This is a genomic window from Roseovarius sp. TE539 (genome assembly GCF_003298505.1).
GTDB lineage: Bacteria > Pseudomonadota > Alphaproteobacteria > Rhodobacterales > Rhodobacteraceae > Roseovarius.
The window spans coordinates 79286-98998 of sequence record NZ_QNGB01000002.1 but is presented as its reverse complement, the minus strand read 5'-3'; the positions used below and the strand labels follow the sequence as shown (position 1 = coordinate 98998).

Sequence of the window (19713 nt, the reverse complement as noted above, 5' to 3'; positions counted from 1 at the left end):
GGCCGTACCCGCACGCCTTCAAGCGCCGTTCGTGGTTTTCGGTTGACCATCCGGCTTCGGCGCATCCGGCGGTCGCAACGCGACAACCCGCGTACCGTCGCCGCCCTCCGGGCCTGTTTCCTCGTCCGGAAACCTCAGAACGCCCTTTGCACTCACCTCGATCAGTGGCAACGCCTCGGGGTTGTCTGCCGTCCAGTCCGAAACTCCATAATCCTCGCTCAGGCTCGTGGAACGTACCTGCCATCCCTCGGCCATAAGCCGTGCGATCTCGTAATACCGCAGGCCGGCCCCGAAATCGCGCCCTCCCAGGGTGGCCGGCAATGCGTGGCGGCGGCTTTCCTGCTTCGCACGCCTTAACTGAAAGACGTTTTCACGGCCGAATTCCGGGCCCAGATCGGTGGCAACCAGAGTGTTGTAGGCGTCATTGTCGCTCGCGGCGATCACCACACCGTAACTCATGACCTCGACACCGTGTTCGGCCGCCTCCGAAAGGATGTCCCCGAAGAAAACCGGCAGGCCCTCGCGCCGGGCACTGCGCAGCCTCGTGCGGTTGGCGTCAGCGACCAGAACCGGCACGTCCAGATCCCGCAGCGCCGCGGCCAAAGCGGCCGCGAACCGGGATCCGCCGACGATGATCACACCGGGTGTTTCGCCTCCGGCCAAACCCAGGAGACGGGCCAGCGGACGCAGGGAGAAGCCGTGCAGCACCACTGTCGCGGCCACCAGCCCGAAAGCCAGCGGGGCCATCAACGCGGCGTCCGTCACCCCCTCGGCCACCAGTCGTTCGGCGAACAGACCCGCCACCGCCACAAGCACCACGCCACGCGGGCCGGTGAATGCGACAAGCAGCCGCTCGCGCATCGCAACCCTTGTCCCGGCCAGCGACAGAAGAACGGTGGCCGGACGCACCACCAGGACCACCACGACGATGAAAGCCACCGCGCGCCAGTCCAGAAGCGCGAGCGTCTCCAGATCCATGGAAGCCGCCAGCAGGATGAAGACGCCCGAAACCAGCAGCACCGTGGCGTGTTCCTTGAACCTGCGCATTTCCGCATAACTGGGAAGATCGGCATTGGCGATCCATACCCCCATCACCGTCACGGTCAGAAGACCGCTTTCGTGCAACACGCTGTCGGCGACCGCGAAAACCCCGAGCAACACTGCAAAGAGCACCGGCACCTTCATGTATTCCGGCACATAGGCGCGGCGGAACGCCTCGGCGATCAGCCAGCCCGCGGCGACGCCAAGGACCGTGGCCACCACGATCCCGCGCACCATGCTCCAGGCCGCCATCTCCAGGCTTTCCGCGGCCTGCAGCACGAGCACGATCTCGAATGCCAGGACCGCCGCCAGCGCCCCGATCGGATCGTTGACGATCGCCTCCCACTGAAGCAGCTGGGCGGGGCGCCGGCGCAATCGCGCCTGTCGCAATAGCGGAGCGATCACCGTGGGGCCGGTCACGATCATGATGCCCCCGAAAACGCAGGCGGTGGCCCAGCCCAGGCCGGCCACGTAATGCAATGCCAGCGCCGAGCCCAGCCACCCGAGGGGCGCCCCAAGGATGACCAGCCGCCAGACACCTTCCGCGGCCCCCCGCAACCCGTGAAAGCTCAGCGTCAGGCCCCCTTCGAAAAGGATGATCGCGACCGCGACCGCAACGATCGGCTTCATGAGCGGACCGATGTCGCGCGCCGGGTCGAACAGGCCCAGACCCGGCCCGACGACGAGCCCGGCCACCAGCATCAGCACGATTGCCGGCATCTGAAGGCGCCAGGCCATCCATTGTGCGCCCACGCCCAGCACCCCCACAAGCGCGAAGGCCATCACCGGGGGCAGCCCGCCCGCACCCGCAACCGCCACGTCCATCGCCATGCCCGCCCTCCTTCAATACCCGATCAGCATCCGGGTCCGCAGCTTTCCGGTCCGCCCAGCCATCGGGCGTGGCAGTCAAGCGCGAAACGGTCGGTCATGCCCGAGATGTAATCACTGACTAACCGGGCCAGCCCGGTCTCGTCCCCGGCCAGCCGGGTCACTTCGGCCTGCCACCGGCCGGGCAGGTAGCCCGGTTCGCGCAGGAAGAACGGGAACAGATCCTCGACCACAGTCGTGACCTCGGCGCGCTTGGCCATGACCGCCGGCGCCCGGTACATCCGGTTGAACAGGAACCTGCGGATCTCGTCGAGGTCGCGGCGCAGCCCGTCCGAGAACCGGATCACGGACCGACCGGCGCCGCGGATCTGATCAGCGCTACCGAAGCCGCCCGCCGCCAGCACCGCGCGGGACTCCTCGATCACGTCCGCCACCATGATGCCGAACACCCGGCGCAGCGCCTCGTGGCGCCGCCGGTAGGAATCAAGCCCGGGGTAGAGCGCATCCACCTCGCGGTAACAGTCCGCGACGATCGGCAGTGCCGCGATCTCCTCTTCGTCGAACAGGCCGGCGCGCAACCCGTCATGCAAATCGTGATTGTTGTAGGCGATATCGTCGGACAGCGCGGCGACCTGTGCCTCGGCGCTGGCATGGGTTCCCAGTTCCAGATCATGGATCCTGTCATATTCGGCCAACGCCCAGGGAAGAGAGCCGCTGGACGAGTTCCCGTCATTCGGGGCCGTTACCGGTCCGTTATGCTTGGCCAGCCCCTCAAGGGTATCCCAGGTCAGGTTGAGCCCGTCGAAGCCGGCGTAATGGCGCTCCAGCGCGGTGACGATCCGCACCGCCTGGGCATTGTGATCGAACCCTCCGAAGGGCGCCATCAGGGCATCGAGCGCATCCTCGCCGGTATGCCCGAACGGCGTGTGTCCCAGATCATGGGCCAGCGCAACCGCCTCGGTCAGTTCCTCGTTGAGCCCGAGCGCGCCGGATATCGTGCGCGCCACCTGCGCCACCTCTATGGAGTGCGTGAGCCGGGTCCGATAATAATCTCCCTCGTGCTCAACGAAAACCTGGGTCTTGTGCTTGAGCCTGCGAAAGGCGCTGGAATGGATGATACGGTCTCGGTCCCGCTGATAGCAGGAGCGGAACGCGCTTTCCTCTTCTTGCACGAGCCGGCCGCGCGAAGCGGACGGATCAGAGGCATAGGCCGCCGCCATCACCGATATCCTTGTCGCCTGTCCCTGTCCCTCATATATTGATACTCGACAGACAATGAAACCGCCTTGATCCTTGCCCAAACCCGCCGGAGTTGACCATGAACATGCCCCCTCAAGTGACCGACCGCGCTTTCGAACGGCTGGCCGAGATCGGTGCCGGCGAAAAGGGCCACGCGCTGCGCATAGCCGTCGAGGGCGGTGGCTGTTCGGGGTTTCAATACGACATCCGTCTCGATGAACCCGCCGAGGACGACCTGGTGCTGGAGGGAAACGGCGAGCGCGTGGTCGTCGACAGCGTGTCGCTGCCATTTCTGACCGGCGCGCGCATCGACTTCTCCGAGGAACTCATCGGCGCCAGGTTCATCATCGACAATCCCAATGCCAGCAGTTCATGCGGCTGCGGCACCTCCTTCTCGATCTAGAATGACCGCGGCACAGGGGTTGGCGGGCGCAGCTTGAGCGGGAAACACCTGACCGAAAGCACGGCACGGCCCTGTCCCGCGATCATCGGAATGGCCCTTCTGGCAGGCTCATTCGGCCGGGACGACGCGCCGACCTGTCCGGCGTGATGTTACCGGCCGCGGGACCGCCTGGTCCCATACCAGCCAGGCACCGGCGGCAATCACGATCCCAGCACCGAGGTAGACCACTGCGGAAGGCATCTCTCCAAAAACCACCGCGCCTATCGCGACCATCCAGAGAAACTGGAGGTTCATCAGCGGTGTGACCACGTAAGCCGGCATCAACCGCAACGCCGCCACCAGCACCCACCGGGCGCCGAAGAGCACCCCTGCATAGATCACCGCCCAGCCCAGATCGGCCGCTGTCATCGGCGTGAAAACGAAGGGTAGCGCCAGCCCCATTGCCAGCATCAGCCCGAGGTTCGGATAGAAGACCTGGGTCAGAAGATTCGGGTCGCGCGTGCCGATATACCGCGACGCGACCATTGACACGGTTCCCAGCAGGACGGCCGTCAGCGCCACAAGATGCCCGGTGCCCACACTGTCGATCCCGCCCGGGAACAGACAGATAACACCGACGGCCCCGAGACACAGCGCAGCCCATGCCTGCGGGCGCACCCGCTCGCCGAGGACCGGACCGGACACAAGCGCCGCAAAAAGCGGAATCATGGCTATGAAAACAAAGACTTCTGCGAAGGGCAGCAGGCGGAACGCGTGGAAAAAGGCCAGCGTGCCGCCCACGGTCGCCACCACCCGTACCGTCATCGCGGCGGGGCAGCGGGTGCGCAACCCCTTGGGCCTGCGTCCAAGGCGGTCGAACAGGATGCAAAGCGCCGCGACGATTGCCCCTGACAGAGCGAAGAGCTGCGGCGCTGCGTACCCCGCAGCGAACATCTTGGTGATCGCGTCCGCCCCCGAAATGAGGAACGTGTAACACGCCGTGAGTCCGGCTCCCGCGATCACCGGTCCGGCCACGACGGCATGGCGGCGCACCGCTACGGTCATGCCTCCGCCCCCTGCAGGCCGACACGGGCGAAGCCCGCGAAAAACCTGTCAAAACTTTCATTGGCGGCCTCGGCCGCGATCAGCACCGCCTGCGCCTCGTTGGACAGACGGTCAGCCACGCGCGACCGCATTACCTGCCAGTCACCGCTGCGCGTTCCGTCCATGCGATACATGCATTCCGACAATTCCCGCAACGGTCCGGACCCGGGCCGCGCACCGCGGAACGCCACGCGCCCCGGCGCGATCTGCTGGGCGAACCCGCCCCGCCCTGACACGCCCATGAACCAGTTGCACATCAGGAACTCATGATAATCGTCCTGAATGTCGACCTGCGGATCGGCGTCCAGAGCGAATGTGGCGGCATGCTCGACCAGCCAGTTTTCCCATATCTGCGGCGGTTCCTGCCCGGCAAAACGCAGGGCGATGCATATCTCGGCCAGAAGATCGACATTGAGATCAAGAAAGGCCAGGGTTCCGGCAAAGCTCAGGCTGTCCAGTGTCTCGGCATCGAGCACCGGATCGCGGCGACCGTATTCCGACAGGTAAAAGACGATGTGGGTCAGTTCATAGGCGGCTTTCTTGTTGGGCATCGAAAAGGTTTCGCACCGCCTTGCGAAGCGCCGCAGCCTGTCATCCAGTCCGGTATCGTCCGCCATCGGATCGACATCCCTGCGCGCGCACAGTCTGCGCGCCTCGGCCCGTTGAAGATCCGAAAGCTCCGCCTCGGCCAACCCCTGCAAGCCGACCCAATGGGCAAGTTGCGCCCCTTTCTCACCGGGCATGCCCAGATCTTCCAGATCGAGGCAAAGCGACAGCAGGAACCGGTAATACTGCGGGAAAAAGCCCATGCGCTTCTCGATGTCATGGTAGAACTCGTCATGCACCGACAGCGCCGCGCCATCAGGCTCGGCGCCAGTCGATTCCATGATGTTGAGAAGCTCCGCATTTTCCTTGAGCCAGAACACATCATCGCCGAAACGACGATGTTGTGCAAAGCAGGCCATCAGCGCCGCCTGGCGATCGGCGCTGCTGTGCTGCCGGAACGGGACATTGAGCTGGACGACATTTTCCATCTTTCAGGTCTCCTTCATGCAATCGGGCCCAGGGCCCCGTTCCGCCAGAGGGTTCAGAGGCTCGAGGTGAACATCTCCACGCCGTCGCCGTCCGTTTCGACGGTCACCCGCGGCGAAAGCGATGATGTGAACGCCTGCACAGCCTCGCCGGTGGTGGTATCGGCTGCCGAAACAGGCGCCAGCGACGAGGTGAACATTTCCACACCCTCGCCCGCGTTTGCGGCAACATCATTGGCCGGCGCCAGCGACGAGGTGAACGCATGAAGCGCATCGCCGGTCGCCGTGTCGCCCGACGCGGCCGGGGCCAGCGACGACGTGAACATCTCCACCGCATCACCGCCGGTGGCGCTCACGCTCAGGCGTGGTGCAAGCGAGGAGGTGAACATCTCCACGCCGTCACCTTCCCCGGCAAGGGCGCTTGGCGCCAGCGAGGACGTGAACATTTCGACGGCATCCCCGGCGGAGGTTTCGGCCCTTGCCGCGGGTGCCAGCGAGGACGTGAACATCTCCAGGCCCTCTCCGACGTCCTGCGCGATGGACGCGTGTGGTGCCAGCGACGACGTGAAGGCCTCGACCGCGGTCCCGTCATGCAGGCTTGCCGCTGCACCGCCCCGCACGTTGTTTGCCTTTGATGTGACGAACTGTTCTTCTTTAAGTTGAGTAAGCATCGTTCTTCTCCCCAGTTTCCAGTTGCAGACACTCAAACGCTTGCACGTTTTACGTGTTCTGCCAATAGGTTTTCTTTTTTAAGTTGTGCTTTACTTCGGCCCACAACTTTAGGAATTCCCGCCAGCAGGCTGAATTTTAGGTGTTTTGAAAAACTTTCAGATCACCCAAAATCCACAACCTCAGGGCGTCAAGAAGGACGAAATCCCAAGACGAGGATGGCCCGGAGGATGTTCAACCCAAGCGTGCAGAGGGATTGTGCCGATGGAATCGGACGGAATGATTCGCGCCTCCGGGCACGACCGGACCTGCCAAAAACGGGGGCATCCCTTGTCTAAGACCCGCGGCTGGGTGATAGAGGGGGCCGCGCACCAGGGAGCATCGGACATGAAGATCGCCAGTTTCAACATCAACGGCATCAAGGCCCGCCATCAGGCACTGTGCGACTGGCTGGACGAGGCCGATGCCGATGTCGTCCTGCTGCAGGAAATCAAGTCTCAGGATGCGGGTTTTCCCGCCGAACCGTTCGAGGATCGCGGCTACAACATTGAAACCCACGGGCAGAAAGGGTTCAACGGTGTGGCCATCCTGTCCCGCCGGCCGCTTGAGGATATCAGCCGCGGCCTGCCCGGTGACGACAGCGATACCCAAGCGCGATGGATCGAGGCCACGGTCACCGGCGACTCGGGCGCGGTGCGGGTCTGCGGGCTCTACCTGCCCAACGGGAACCCGGCACCGGGGCCGAAATACGATTACAAGCTCGACTGGATGGAACGGCTGCGCGCCCGTGCCCGCGAACTTCTGAACGCTGAGGAGCCGGCGCTGATGGCCGGGGATTACAACGTGATTCCCGCGCCGGAGGACGCCCGCAACCCCGAAGCCTGGGCCGATGACGCACTGGCCCTGCCCGAAACCCGCGCCGCCTGGCGCCGGATAGTCAACCTTGGGTTCACCGATGCCTTCCGCGCCCGTCATCCGGGATCGGGGCACTACACGTTCTGGGATTACCAGGCCGGCGCCTGGCAACGCGACAACGGCATCCGCATCGACCATTTCCTGCTGACACCGCAGGCGGCCGACCTGCTCACGGATTGCCAGATCGACAAGCATGTGCGCGGGCGCGACAAACCGTCCGATCACGTCCCGGTCTGGATCACGCTGGACATCTGAACACCCGCCGCTTGCCGATCACCGTCCGCGGACGCCAGGCGGCACGCCCCCCGCACAACCCCGAGGATCGGCATGGAAAACCTGCGCGGCAGCATTCTGATGGTTCTGGCCATGGCTGGTTTCGCGCTTGAGGACATGTTCATCAAACGCCTTTCCCTCGATCTGCCGATAGGGCAGATCCTCATTCTTCTTGGCTCAGGCGGTGCGGTGATCTTCGGACTTGGCGCACTGGCACGCGGGCATCGCCTGTTCTCGCGCGATCTGCTGGCACGCCCGGTGCTGCTGCGCAATCTCGGCGAGTTGATCGGCACCATCGGCTTCGTCACCGCGCTTGCACTGACACCGTTGTCCTCGGCCTCCGCGATCCTTCAGGCCACACCGCTGGCCGTCACGCTGGGTGCGGCGCTTTTCTTGAAGGAGGCCGTGGGCTGGCGCCGCTGGAGCGCCATTCTTGTCGGTTTTGCCGGTGTCCTGATGGTCATCCGCCCGGGGCTGGAAGGGTTCTTGCCGGCCTCGCTCTTTGCCGTGCAGGCGGTGATCGGGTTGGCGATCCGCGATCTGGCCACCCGCGCGGTGCCCGCCACCGTTTCGTCGATGCAGCTTTCAAGCTACGGATTCGCCACCGTCGTGCCCGCCGGCGCTATCCTGTTGGTGATCACCGGTGCCCCGGTCGCGCCCGACGCCGCCAACTGGCGTGATCTGGCCTTCGCACTCTTGCTTGGCGTCGCCGCCTATTATGCGATCGTCGCCGCGATGCGGATTGGTGAAGTGTCTTTCGTCACCCCCTTCCGCTACACGCGGCTGATCTTTGCACTGATCATCGCCATGACCCTTTTCGGTGAACGTCCGGATTTCTGGACCCTTGCGGGCGCCGCGATAATCATTGCCTCCGGGCTCTACACCCTGTTGCGCGAACGCCGCCTCGCGCGTTTGCGCAGACGCCGTCCCTGACCCTGCGAAATGCAAAATCCGGATTTGTTAGCGCTATCATTAACAGTTCCCATTCCCCGCCGGATTTGCTAAGGGGGCGGCAACAGGGCACCTGGAGCCCACCCAACGCCCGATAACTTTCCGAAGGACATCAGCATGAGCACCATCATCGACATACACGCACGCGAAATCGTTGACAGCCGCGGCAATCCGACCGTCGAGGTGGACGTGATCCTCAAGGACGGCACAATGGGCCGTGCCGCCGTCCCCTCCGGAGCATCCACAGGCGCGCACGAGGCGGTGGAACGTCGCGATGGCGACAAGTCCCGCTACCATGGCAAGGGCGTTCTCGAGGCGGTTGCGGCGGTCAATGGCGAGATCGCCGAGGAGCTGCTGGGATACGACGCGACGGAACAAGTGGCCATCGACCGGGCGATGATCGAACTCGACGGCACTCCCAACAAGGGCCGTCTCGGCGCCAATGCCATTCTCGGGGTCAGCCTTGCCACCGCCAAGGCCGCCGCCGATTTCACGACGCAACCGCTTTATCGCTATGTCGGCGGCACATCGGCGCGCACATTGCCGGTGCCGATGATGAACATCATCAACGGCGGCGAACATGCCGACAATCCGATCGACATTCAGGAATTCATGATCATGCCCGTGAGCGCCGGCAATATCCGCGACGCCGTGCGCATGGGATCGGAGGTTTTCCATACCCTGAAGAAAGAGCTGACAGCCGCGGGGCTTTCAACCGGACTGGGCGACGAAGGCGGTTTCGCACCCGATCTGGGCTCCACGCGCGAGGCGCTGGATTTCATCCTGCGCTCCATCGAGAAGGCCGGCTACACGCCGGGCGCGGACATCTTCCTGGCGCTCGATTGTGCCGCAACCGAATACTTTCGCGACGGGCGCTACGAATTCTCGGGCGAAGGCAAATCCCTGACCCCGGGGGAAAACGCCGCTTATCTTCAGGCTCTTGTCTCCGATTATCCGATCATCTCCATCGAGGACGGCATGAGCGAGGATGACTGGGACGGCTGGACCGCGCTCACCGAGGCGATCGGCGACAAGGTCCAGCTGGTAGGCGATGACCTCTTCGTTACCAACCCCGAGCGTCTGGCTGAGGGCATCCGCCGCGGTGCCGGCAACGCGATGCTGGTCAAGGTCAACCAGATCGGCACCCTCACCGAAACGCTTCAGGCGGTGGATATGGCGCACCGGGCACGGATGACCAACGTGATGTCGCACCGCTCGGGCGAAACCGAGGACGCCACGATCGCCGACCTGTCCGTCGCCACCAATTGCGGCCAGATCAAGACCGGAAGCCTTGCCCGCTCGGACCGGCTTGCCAAGTACAACCAGTTGATCCGGATCGAGGAAATACTGGGGGAAACAGCCACCTATGCCGGCCGGTCCGTGCTGCGCGGCTAAGACCGGCGACATGCCCCGGCAAATCCGCATCCGCGCGATGGCTTACCGGCACGGCGCCTTGTAATACGTGCCGTCCCCGCGCGCATAGGCGCACTGGCCGGTCTCCGAGTTCCGGGCCACCACGGTGCCCGCGGCAGCACCCGCCAGCGCCGAGATCAGCCGCCAGTTGTCGCTGGCGCCAAGCGCCTCCGCAGTGATCAGCCCCGCAGCAGCGCCGCCGGCGACTCCGGCCACGGTCCGCTGCTCGGTTGTCATGCCGGTACAGCCCGCCAGGGCGATGATCGCGCTGCCGACAAGGGCAAGTGTGCGGTGTCTCATTGCAACCTCCTTTGAGCATGCCGAAGCCGTCGGGCTTCGCTCCCCTGACCCTGTGCCGGCATTGTCCCGGACGCAAAGCAGGACGCCCGCCTCGGCAACTCCTTGCCGATTGGCAGCGGGGCGGTGCGCACGGCATCACCCCCATGTCCGCGATGGCCAAACCGGAGATCGACACCCCCGCGCGGAGAACGGGCAAAAAAAATTCATGGCGGATGAAACTCCCGGCGGGATCCGCTCGTGTCTGTGGTCGCAACGCCCCGCAAGGCCGGGCATCAACAAAGGGAGACCAGACATGAAACTTGCCACTCTTCTTGCAGGCGGCACCGCAGCAGCCATCGCCACCGCGGCATTCGCGGCCAATCCGATGGTGGGCGGCGCGCCGATGTATGCCGACAGGACGATCGTCGAGAACGCCGTCAACTCGGAGGATCACAAGACCCTCGTTGCGGCGGTCAAGGCGGCCGGGCTTGTCGAAACGCTCAATTCCGAAGGGCCGTTCACGGTCTTTGCGCCGGTCGATTCGGCCTTCGCCAAGCTGCCCGAAGGCACGGTGGAGACGTTGCTCAAGCCCGAGAACAAAGACATGCTGCAAAAGGTCCTGACGGCCCACGTCGTGGCCGGTGACTGGTCCGCGGGCGCGATACGCAGCCAGGCCCTCAACAGCCCCGACAATTTCTACCATTTCGAGGCCGTCTCGGGCGATGCGCTCTCGGCGCAGGTAAAGGGAGGCGCGCTTTACATATACGATGAATCCGGCCAGGCCGGACGCATAACAATTTCCGACGTGGACCAGTCCAACGGCGTCATCCATGTGATCGACACGGTGCTCGTGCCCGAATGATCGCCTGACACCGCGACACCGCGCCCCGCCCCGAGCTGGCGCGCGGGGCGGGGCGGCCGGCCCTTCTCCATGGCTTTCCCTCCGAAGGGCGCGGGCCGGTCGTCCTTGCTTCTCCGGGTGCCGCGCGCTGCTTGCGGATCTGCGTGCCCTGCCCGTTGGCGCGCCGCCCCGCAAGGCTCACCCGCCGCCGTGATCCCGGATATACGCGATCAGCTGGCGGGTCGAACAATCCTTGTGCCGGGCGGTTTCCCCGTCAAGAAGCGGCACCATGTCCCGCGCCAGCACCTTGCCAAGCTCGACACCCCATTGATCGAACGAGTTGATCCCCAGGATCGCCCCCTCCACGAAAACCCGATGTTCGTAAAGCGCTATGATCTGGCCCAGGCGGCGCGGCGTCAGCCGGTCATGTATCAGCGTCGTCGACGGCCTGTCTCCCGGAAACGCCCGGTGTGCAGCCTGCCGCTCAAGCTCGGGGCCGGTCATTCCGGCCTCGGCCATCAGCGCCCGGGCCTCCTGCACGGACCGCCCGCGCATCAACGCCTCCGATTGCGCCAGGCAATTCGCAACCAGAAGACGGTGATGATGGGCAAGGTCCGGTTCGTGCCCCTCGGCCGCCACCATGAACTCGCAGGGTATCACCTGCCGGCCCTGATGGATCAGCTGGTAAAAGGCGTGCTGCCCGTTCGTGCCCGGCTCTCCCCAGACGATCGGACCCACAGGCCCGTCCAGCGTGGCACCGTTCATGGCCACCCCCTTGCCGTTGCTCTCCATTTCCAGTTGCTGAAGATAGGCCGGCAGGCGGGCCAGACGCTGGTCATACGGCAGGACCGCGCGGGTCGGATACCCGCAGACCTGATGATGCCAGATGCCCGTCAGCGCAAGCATCACAGCCATGTTTTCCTTTGACGGCGCGTGGCGGAAATGGTCGTCCATCGACGCCCCACCGTCCAGGAACGCCCGGAAATGCGCCGGCCCGACAGCGATCATCAATGACAGCCCGATCGGTCCCCAGACCGAGTAGCGGCCCCCGACCCAGTCCTCGAACCCGAAGATCCGCTCGGGCGCGATCCCGAACTCCGCCACCTTCGCGTCCGCCGTCGACAGCGCGACGAACTGCGCCGCCGGCTCTGCCACCGGCCCCGCCATCCATCGTCGCGCGGTTTCTGCATTGGTCATCGTCTCGATGGTGGTTAAGCTCTTGGAGGCCACGATCACAAGGGTCGTCGCCGGGTCGAGCCCCGCCAGCGTGTCGGCAATATCGGCCCCGTCCACATTCGACACGAAATGGCAACGCGGCCCGTCGTGGAACGGCCGCAGGGCCCGCACACACATCTCGGGGCCAAGATGCGACCCGCCGATGCCGATATTGACGACATCCGTGATCGCGCCGCCCTGCCCGGCAAAGCGACCGTCGCGCACCGCCCCGGCAAAGGCCTCCATGCGCGCCAGGGTCGCGCGCAGCCCGGGCATGACGTCCTGTCCACCAACCCGAACCGGCCCGCCGCCGGGATTGCGCAGCGCGACATGCAGGACCGCCCGCCCTTCGGTTTCGTTGATCGGCTCTCCCGCGAACATCGCGTCGCGCCGCTCGGCAACACCGCGGGATTCGGCCAGTTTCACAAGCGCGGCGCGCGCCGGGCGCGTCATGCTCGTCTTGGAGTAATCGAACAGGGTTCCATCGAACCGCACCGAAAAATCCTCCGCACGGCCCTCGTCCTCCAGCAGATCGGCGATGCGCGCCCCGCGATGCGCCGTCACCTCTTCCCACATGTCACCCTCATTCTTCTGGCCTCAAGTATCCCGGGGGAGTCCCGGACCCCGGTCCGGGACGGGGGCAGCGCCCCCGGCCTCAGGCCGCCCAATGGACCGTCATGTCGTCCAGCACCGCGCGCACCGGCGCTTCCCGCATGCCCAACCCCCTGGCACGCTCCAGCGCCGCGCGCTTGGCCTGGCCGGTGATCATCAAATGCTTGGACAACGCCGTATTCAGCACCCGGGCAGTCAGGGTGAGGCGCGGCTCCGGCGCATCGGGCACCCTCATCGGCATCAGGATGGGCGCGTGCGGCTCCAGTGCTTCGTCCAGCCGGTCCGCCCCCGGAATCAACGAAGCGGTATGCATGTCCGCCCCCATCCCCAGCAACAGCACGTCGATGGGAAGGCTTGGATGGATGTTGCTTTCCAGTTCCGGCAACACCGCTTCGGGCGTCTCCGCCTTCGCATAAAGCGGCAGGAAACGCGCCGCGGCGGCCCGCTCCACCAGGAGCCGCTCCCGCAGCATCCGGGTGTTGGAACGCACATGGACCTCCGGGCGCCAGCGCTCGTCGCTGGCAAGCACGTCCACCCGCGCCCAATCCAGATCGACCGCGCACAAGGCATCGAAAACCGGCCCCGGCGTGGTACCGCCCGGCACCACCAACAGGACCCTCTCGCGGTGATCCAGCGCCGTGCGCAACTCTCCGGCCAGCTTGTCCGAAAGGTCGATCACCAGCATCTCTTCGTCAGGGTATTCGATGATATTCATGCCTTTATATCCCTCCAGCGGCGCCCGTCGCGATGCATCAGCATCAAGGCATCATCCGGCCCCGCACTGCCGGTTTCATAACCAAGGGGCGGCTCACCGCCCGTCTGCCAGTCCTCGATCACCGGATCGGTCCAGGCCCAGGCCGCCTCAACCTCGTCGCCGCGCATGAACAGCGTCTGGTTGCCGCGGATCACGTCCATGATCAGCCGCTCGTAGGCATCCGGGAAATCGGCGCTGTCGGGGCCCAGGGCCTCGGCGAAGGTCATGTCAAGCGGCACGTCGACCAGGCGCATGCCGCCCGGCCCCGGCTCCTTGATCGTCACACCCAGTTCGATCCCCTCGTTGGGCTGCAGCTTGATGGTCAGGATGTTGCGGTGATCCCCGCCTTCGACGCCGAAAATCGAATGCGGTGTATCCTTGAACACCACCGCGATCTCGCTCGCGCGTTCCCTGAGGCGCTTGCCGGTGCGCATGTAGAAGGGGGTTCCGGCCCACCGCCAGTTGCTGATACGTGCCTTGAGGGCCACGAAACTCTCGGTCGTGCTCTCGGGGTCGCCCACCTCCTCGCGATAGCCGGGGCGCCCGTCCGAGCCCGTGTACTGTCCGCGCACCACGTCTCCCGGCGTCACGGGGTCGAGTGCCCGGATCACCTTCAGTTTCTCGTCGCGCACCGCGTCGGGGTCGAACTTCGCAGGCGGTTCCATCGCGATCAGGCACAGAAGCTGCATCAGGTGGTTCTGCATCATGTCGCGCATCGCGCCCGAGCGGTCGTAATAGCCGCCGCGTCCGCCCACCCCCACGTCCTCGGCTACCGTTATCTGGATGTGATCCACGTACTGGCTGTTCCACAGGGGCTCGAACAGCATGTTGCCGAACCGCACCGCCATCAGGTTCTGGACTGTCTCCTTGCCCAGATAATGGTCAATCCGGTATATCTGGGTCTCGTCGAAATGCCGCGCCAGAACCAGGTTGAGCTCCCGGGCCGAGGCCAGGTCGCGCCCGAACGGTTTCTCGACAACGATCCGGCTCTCGGCATCCGAAAGCCCGTGGTCATGCAGCCGCTCCGCCAGATCTCCGAAAAGGCCAGGCCCGACCGAGAAGTAGAACGCCCGCACGCGCCGTTCGGCTGTCGCCTCCGGGTGCGGGCCGCCGATCAAGGTTTCCAGATCGTCCCAGCCGGTGTCACCACGAGCATCGAGGGTCACATAGGCCACCATTGAAAGAAACCGCGACAACATTTCCGAAGCATCATCGTCGCACCCGGCGTCGTAACCCGCCTCGGTGATCGCCTCTGCGGCAAAGTCCCGGTATTCTGCGTCTTCAAGTTCGCTGCGGGCGGCGCCGATGATGCGCGCATCGGGGCCGATCTGCCCGGCGCGGAAACGCCGGAACAGCGCCGGCAGGATCTTTCGCCGCGCCAGATCCCCGGTGCCCCCGAAAACCACCAGGTCGAACGGTTCAACCGGAATCACGCGCGAAACCATGCCACTGTCCTCCAGACGGGGCGGTGTGCCCGGCCCATGCCGGCCTGCTTGCCCGTCGGCAATCCTAACATGCGCCCGCTCGCGCACAATGGCCGCCGGCCCCCGCGCCACTTTTATCGGCAGGTCCCTCTCGTCTTTTCCCGGTGCTCGCGAACCGGAAATCCGCGCCAAGGGGGCACTGACAGCGACCGTCAAAGCACTTGCAATCGCAACCGCCCCGGTTTCCAGTTCCCTGGTCATCACCGGAGCCGCGCCATGCCTTTTCATTTCGACGCCGCCGAATATTCCGCCCGCCAGGCCCGCGCCACGCGGGCCCTGCGCGCGGAGGGGCTGGATGCCCTGATCATGTTCGCCCCCGAGAGCCATTACTGGATCTGCGGTTACGACACGTTCGGTTTTGCCATGTTCCAGGCCATGGTGCTCACCGCTCGCGGGGATCTGCACCTGCTCACCAGGAAGCCGGACAGGCTTCAGGCGCTGCACACCTCCACGCTCGACGCCGACCACGTGCATGTATGGCCGCAATACGAGGGGTCAGATCCGGCCCTTCACCTGCGCAACCTTGTCGCCGATCTCGGGCTGGCGTCCGGCCGGCTGGGCTTCGAGTCCGAAACCGCCGGCCTCACCGATGCCAACGGTCAGCGACTGCGCGCCGCCTTCCCGGGGCTCGAGGACCGGTCGGACCTCGTCCCGGCCCTGCGGCGCGTGAAATCCCCCGCGGAGATCGCAATGCACCGGCATGCCGCCCGCCTTGCCGACGACGCCATGGATGCGGGTCTTGCCGAAACCCGCGCCGGCGCTTTCGAGGGTGACATCCTCGCTGCCATGCAGGGCGCGGTGCTGCGCGGCGGCGGCGATTATGCCGGCAACGAATTCATCATCGGGTCCGGCCCCGCCGCGCTCCTGTGCCGGTATCAATCCGGGCGCCGGCACCTGGACGCCCGGGATCAGATGACCTGGGAATGGGCCGGTGTCCATGCGCGCTACCACGCCGCGATGATGCGCACCGTGATCATCGGCCACCCCAATGACCGGCAGCGCCACATGCATGCGGCCGCCACTGCCGCTCTCGAAGCCTGCGAGGCGGCAATCCGTCCTGGCGCCCCGATGGGCAATGTCTTTGACGCGCATGCCGAGGTCTTTGACGCGTTCGGCCTTAAGGAGGCCCGGATGCAGGCCTGCGGTTATGGTATGGGCGCCGCCTACACTCCGATCTGGGTGGATTTCCCGATGTTCTACGAAGGCAACCCGCTGCTCATGCAGGCGGGTCAGGTCTTTTTCCTGCACATGATCCTGATGGATGAAACCGAGGGGCTGGCGATGTGCCCGGGGCATTCGGTACTGGTCACCGATCAGGGCGCCGAACGCCTGTCACGTCAGCCGCTCGATCTGCTGGTGCGGTGACGCCTGTCGTATTCGGTGGCCTTGTCTCTTCCACCAGCAAGGCGGACCGAAAGGTCCGATGAGCGCTTGCCGCAACGCCACGGCCGCCCCATATTGCGCCCATGATCCGATTTACCCCGATCCTGCTGGCAGTGCTCTACGCCTTCGTGATGTACCGTTTTTCGGTCTGGCGCACCACGCGCGAGCTTGACCAGCGCTCCACGGAACTTGCGGACCCCCGGCTCAAGCGCCTCAACGATCAGCTTGCGGCGGCGCTCGACCTGCCACGCATCCGTGTGCATATCTACGAGATCGACCCGGTGAACGGCCTCGCCGCGCCGGACGGACGGATCTTCATCACCCGCGGGTTCTACAGGAAATTCCAGAACGGAGAGGTCACGGCCGAGGAAATGGCAAGTGTCATCGCACATGAGCTCGGGCATGTGGCGCTTGGCCATGCACGGCGCCGCATGATCGATTTTTCGGGCCAGAACGCCCTGCGTACCGCGCTCAGCATGATCCTGTCGCGTTTCCTGCCCGGCATCGGCGTGTGGATTGCCAACGGCATCACCACGCTTCTGGCCGCGCGCCTGTCGCGCGGGGACGAATACGAGGCCGACGAATACGCCGCCGCCCTTCTCAGCAAGGCCGGCATCGGAACCGGGGCTCAGAAATCGCTGTTCACCAAGCTTGAGGAACTGACCCAGTCACGCGGCGGCGCGATGCCGGCCTGGCTGATGAGCCACCCCAAAACCGAGGAGCGGATCAAGGCCATCGAGAAACTGGAACGCAAATGGGCGGTGGCACCGCGCTGAAGATCGTCAGCCCGCCAATGCCTTGGCCAGACGCGGCAGCCGCGCCTTTTTCAAGAGCGCGCGCAGAGGCCGCTTTTCGCCGTCGATCTCGGTGGCGCGGGCACTCACCCGGGCCCCCACTTCGGCCACCATTGCCGGCTGCGCCTTCCAGATCCCCATCAGGAACGCGTCAGGGTCGGCTCGGGAAAGCCCTTCCTCGGCCAGAATGTTGCGGGGGAAGTCCCTGGCGTTCAACGTCACGATCACATCGGCGGACGACGCCACCGCGGCAGCCAGCACGTGGATGTCGCCCCGGTCGGGCAACCACAGCCGCGCCTCCAGCGATGGCGGCCAGCCGGTTTCGGCCTCCGGCCATTCCTTGGCCAAAAGCGCCGCCTCGCCCTGCGCCTGAGCCAGCCCCGCCGGCCCCAGCTTGCGTGCCGCACGCAGCCATTCCGCGATGATCCGCGCCGACCAGACCGGCGTGAAGGCCCCTTGCGCTGCCACCCCCAGAAGCATCTCGCGCATCACCGTGGGATAGATCACGCAGGTATCCAGAAGCGCCCTCATGACAGCCGGAAGAACAGGGCCTTGAGGTATCCCGATTCGGCCAGTTGAGGGTGCTGCGGATGATCGGGGCCCGCACCCCCCGAATGGATCAGTTGCGCGCCCCGCCCCGCCCGGCCAATGCCGCGCGTGCATGCACCGCGGAACTTCGGCAACGTCGCCGCGTGCGAGCACGAGCACAGGCCAAGGAACCCGCCCTCGACCACCAGCGGCGCAGCCAGCTTCGCGACCCGCTCATAGGCGCGCAACCCCGGCTCCAGCGCCTTCTTCGAGGGGGCGAAGGCCGGGGGATCGCAGATCACGAGGTCAAACCGCGCTCCCGCCTGCGCCATTTTGGCCATCACGTCGAATGCATCGCCACGCCGGTCGTCGAACCGGTCCGCGACCCCGCTGCGCACCGCACCCTCGCGCGCCAGCTCCAGGGCCGGCGCCGAGCCGTCCACAGCCGTGGCCCGCGCCGCACCGCCCGCCAAGGCGGCAAGGGAAAACCCGCCCACATGCGAAAACACGTCCAGCACCCGTGCCCCGCCGCGCGCAAGCCGGGCCGCGAAGGCGTGGTTGGGACGCTGATCATAGAACAGGCCGGTCTTCTGACCGCCGGTAAGATCGGCCATGTAGGTGGCGCCGTTCATCACCACCGGCAACGGACCCTCGGGCACGGACCCGGACAGGATCGACGCCTCATCGTCGAGCCCCTCCGCCGCCCGGGTCCGGCCCCCGGCATTCTTGAGGACGGCGCGCACACCGGTGACGTCCACGAGCGCCTCGCACAGTTCCGGCAGAAGCCGCTCGATCCAGGCAGCGTTCGGCTGCACAACGGCCGTGTCCCCGAACCGGTCGATCACAAGGCCGGGCAGGCCGTCCGCTTCGGCATGGACCAGCCGGTAAAATGGCGTGTCGTAAAGTGCCGCGCGCAAGTCAAGCGCCCGCCGCAATCGCCGCGCCAGCCAGTGCCGGTCGATCCCGGCGCCGGGATCGGAATCGAGCACCCGCGCCATTAGCCTGGAACGCGGGTTGACCGCAACGCAGGCCAGCGGCGTGCGCGCGCCATCTTCCAGCACCGCAATTGTCCCGGGCTCCAGTGCGCGCGTGCGCCGGTCGGCCACCAGATCGTCGGCATGGATCCACGGCGCGCCGTGACGGACGGCGCGGGCATCGGCCCGGGGCTTGAGGCGCACAACAGGCAAAGGGGACGACATCATGCCGTCCCCTTACGATGTTTGCCGGCGGTGGAAAAGCTCAGATCTGGTTGATCACCCCGATCAGGCCCAGCCCGGCCGCGCGGTGGCTGCCCGGATCGTTCAGTTCCTTTCGGATCACGCCGGCGAGATGGTTGGTGATCCGCACTTTCTGCGTCTTGCCCGCGCGCTCCGCGGCAATGGCCTTGGCCCCGCCGAACGCCTTCAGATCCGCCTTCACCAGGCGCGGATCGCCAAGCGCCCGGCCGGTTTCCGGATCACGCAACTGCATCTTGAATTGCAGCGCATGCACCCCGCCGATTGTATAGCGTGCCTTTTCGGTCAGGGCGTGGAAACGCGTCACCTCGATATCCAGATCGACCCGGTGACCCCCGTCAAGGCCGCGCGCGCCCTTGACCATGGCGGCTTCGAAAATCTTGCGCACCTGCTCGTGGCGATCGCCGGCCGGGTCTTCGCGCCAGACGATATCGCCACCCGGGTAATACCTGTTCGCCTCCGAAACCTGCAGGGAACGCGGCACGCTCACACGCACCTCGTTCACGCTCAGGCTCAGGGGGGCAACCGTCCTGGTTGCGTCAAGCGGCACGTTCCGTGTCGCCGTCTCCACTGTCGCGCAGGCCGAAACGGTCAGGCCCAGCGTCAGCATTGCAATCGTCCTCAGGATCCTCATCTCACACTCCTCCGCGGTCGCGGTCATTCACTGTCGGGAGGAAAGTGTCGGAAAATTGCGGCGCCTTTGGGGCATCAATCGCGCATCATTTCAGCACGGCGCGCTCGT

19 protein-coding genes are annotated in these 19713 nt (G+C 65.4%); 7 read left to right on the top strand and 12 right to left on the bottom strand.

Annotated features, from left to right (window positions below; translation table 11 throughout):
* Positions 1–18 precede the first annotated feature (18 nt).
* Both DQW77_RS01780 and DQW77_RS01775 read right to left on the bottom strand, forming a co-directional pair.
* Positions 19–1872: a sodium:proton antiporter gene (locus DQW77_RS01780; protein ID WP_113256463.1), complete on the bottom strand. Its 1854-nt coding sequence runs from the start codon at positions 1870–1872 to the stop codon at positions 19–21.
* A gap of 23 nt (positions 1873–1895) precedes the next feature.
* The gene (locus DQW77_RS01775; RefSeq protein WP_113256462.1) at positions 1896–3089 is read right to left on the bottom strand and encodes a deoxyguanosinetriphosphate triphosphohydrolase; all 1194 of its coding nucleotides are present in this window, start codon (positions 3087–3089) and stop codon (positions 1896–1898) included.
* A gap of 98 nt (positions 3090–3187) precedes the next feature.
* On the opposite strand from DQW77_RS01775, the gene DQW77_RS01770 reads away from it, so the two are divergent.
* Positions 3188–3511, top strand: coding sequence for an iron-sulfur cluster assembly accessory protein (locus DQW77_RS01770; protein WP_113256461.1), 324 nt, complete (start codon positions 3188–3190; stop codon positions 3509–3511).
* A 108-nt stretch (positions 3512–3619) separates the two neighbouring features.
* On the opposite strand, the gene DQW77_RS01765 is transcribed toward DQW77_RS01770, so the two are convergent.
* The 3 genes from DQW77_RS01765 to DQW77_RS01755 are packed head-to-tail and all read right to left on the bottom strand — an operon-like array spanning position 3620 to position 6296.
* Complete coding sequence (locus DQW77_RS01765; protein ID WP_113256460.1) at positions 3620–4555, bottom strand: DMT family transporter; 936 nt, start codon at positions 4553–4555, stop codon at positions 3620–3622.
* Positions 4552–5628: a DUF6902 family protein gene (locus DQW77_RS01760; RefSeq protein ID WP_113256459.1), complete on the bottom strand. Its 1077-nt coding sequence runs from the start codon at positions 5626–5628 to the stop codon at positions 4552–4554. Before DQW77_RS01760 ends, DQW77_RS01765 begins: the two co-directional genes overlap by 4 nt.
* A gap of 53 nt (positions 5629–5681) precedes the next feature.
* The gene (locus DQW77_RS01755) at positions 5682–6296 is read right to left on the bottom strand and encodes a DUF6749 family protein (RefSeq protein WP_113256458.1); all 615 of its coding nucleotides are present in this window, start codon (positions 6294–6296) and stop codon (positions 5682–5684) included.
* A 385-nt stretch (positions 6297–6681) separates the two neighbouring features.
* On the opposite strand from DQW77_RS01755, the gene xth reads away from it, so the two are divergent.
* The 3 genes from xth (at position 6682) to eno (ending at position 9828) form a co-directional block, all read left to right on the top strand.
* A complete protein-coding gene (xth, locus tag DQW77_RS01750; protein WP_113256590.1) occupies positions 6682–7464 on the top strand; it encodes an exodeoxyribonuclease III in 783 nt (260 codons plus the stop codon).
* A gap of 72 nt (positions 7465–7536) precedes the next feature.
* Positions 7537–8415 carry a DMT family transporter gene (locus tag DQW77_RS01745; protein WP_113256457.1) on the top strand — a complete coding sequence of 293 codons (879 nt, stop codon included), beginning with the start codon at positions 7537–7539 and terminating at the stop codon, positions 8413–8415.
* Between the two features lie 135 nt (positions 8416–8550).
* Positions 8551–9828: a phosphopyruvate hydratase gene (gene eno, locus DQW77_RS01740; protein ID WP_113256456.1), complete on the top strand. Its 1278-nt coding sequence runs from the start codon at positions 8551–8553 to the stop codon at positions 9826–9828.
* Positions 9829–9870: 42 nt separating this feature from the next.
* Here eno and DQW77_RS01735 read toward each other — a convergent pair whose 3' ends face one another.
* On the bottom strand, positions 9871–10146 hold the full coding sequence (locus DQW77_RS01735; protein WP_113256455.1) for a glycine zipper 2TM domain-containing protein: 276 nt from the start codon (positions 10144–10146) through the stop codon (positions 9871–9873).
* A 292-nt stretch (positions 10147–10438) separates the two neighbouring features.
* On the opposite strand from DQW77_RS01735, the gene DQW77_RS01730 reads away from it, so the two are divergent.
* Positions 10439–10987: a fasciclin domain-containing protein gene (locus DQW77_RS01730; protein WP_113256454.1), complete on the top strand. Its 549-nt coding sequence runs from the start codon at positions 10439–10441 to the stop codon at positions 10985–10987.
* Positions 10988–11164: 177 nt separating this feature from the next.
* On the opposite strand, the gene pgi is transcribed toward DQW77_RS01730, so the two are convergent.
* From pgi to zwf, 3 genes are all read right to left on the bottom strand, one after another.
* On the bottom strand, positions 11165–12757 hold the full coding sequence (gene pgi, locus DQW77_RS01725) for a glucose-6-phosphate isomerase (protein ID WP_113256453.1): 1593 nt from the start codon (positions 12755–12757) through the stop codon (positions 11165–11167).
* A gap of 79 nt (positions 12758–12836) precedes the next feature.
* Entirely contained in the window at positions 12837–13508 is a 672-nt protein-coding gene (gene pgl, locus DQW77_RS01720) for a 6-phosphogluconolactonase (protein WP_113256452.1), read from the bottom strand.
* Complete coding sequence (gene zwf / locus DQW77_RS01715) at positions 13505–14992, bottom strand: glucose-6-phosphate dehydrogenase (protein ID WP_113256589.1); 1488 nt, start codon at positions 14990–14992, stop codon at positions 13505–13507. The genes pgl and zwf overlap by 4 nt, the downstream gene beginning before the upstream one ends.
* A 255-nt stretch (positions 14993–15247) precedes the next feature.
* Between zwf and DQW77_RS01710 the strand changes: the two genes are divergently transcribed.
* Both DQW77_RS01710 and DQW77_RS01705 read left to right on the top strand, forming a co-directional pair.
* Positions 15248–16396, top strand: coding sequence for a Xaa-Pro peptidase family protein (locus DQW77_RS01710; protein ID WP_113256451.1), 1149 nt, complete (start codon positions 15248–15250; stop codon positions 16394–16396).
* Positions 16397–16497: 101 nt separating this feature from the next.
* Entirely contained in the window at positions 16498–17190 is a 693-nt protein-coding gene (locus tag DQW77_RS01705) for a M48 family metallopeptidase (RefSeq protein WP_113256450.1), read from the top strand.
* 6 nt (positions 17191–17196) lie between these two features.
* Here DQW77_RS01705 and DQW77_RS01700 read toward each other — a convergent pair whose 3' ends face one another.
* From DQW77_RS01700 to DQW77_RS01690, 3 genes are read right to left on the bottom strand one after another with little or no spacing between them, the layout of a single operon-like run.
* Positions 17197–17739: an RSP_2648 family PIN domain-containing protein gene (locus tag DQW77_RS01700; protein WP_113256449.1), complete on the bottom strand. Its 543-nt coding sequence runs from the start codon at positions 17737–17739 to the stop codon at positions 17197–17199.
* Positions 17736–18938, bottom strand: a complete 1203-nt coding sequence (locus tag DQW77_RS01695) for an RSP_2647 family RNA methyltransferase (RefSeq protein ID WP_113256448.1) — start codon at positions 18936–18938, stop codon at positions 17736–17738. Before DQW77_RS01695 ends, DQW77_RS01700 begins: the two co-directional genes overlap by 4 nt.
* Before the next feature lie 37 nt (positions 18939–18975).
* Complete coding sequence (locus DQW77_RS01690; protein WP_113256588.1) at positions 18976–19605, bottom strand: DUF6778 family protein; 630 nt, start codon at positions 19603–19605, stop codon at positions 18976–18978.
* Between the last annotated feature and the right edge of the window lie 108 nt (positions 19606–19713).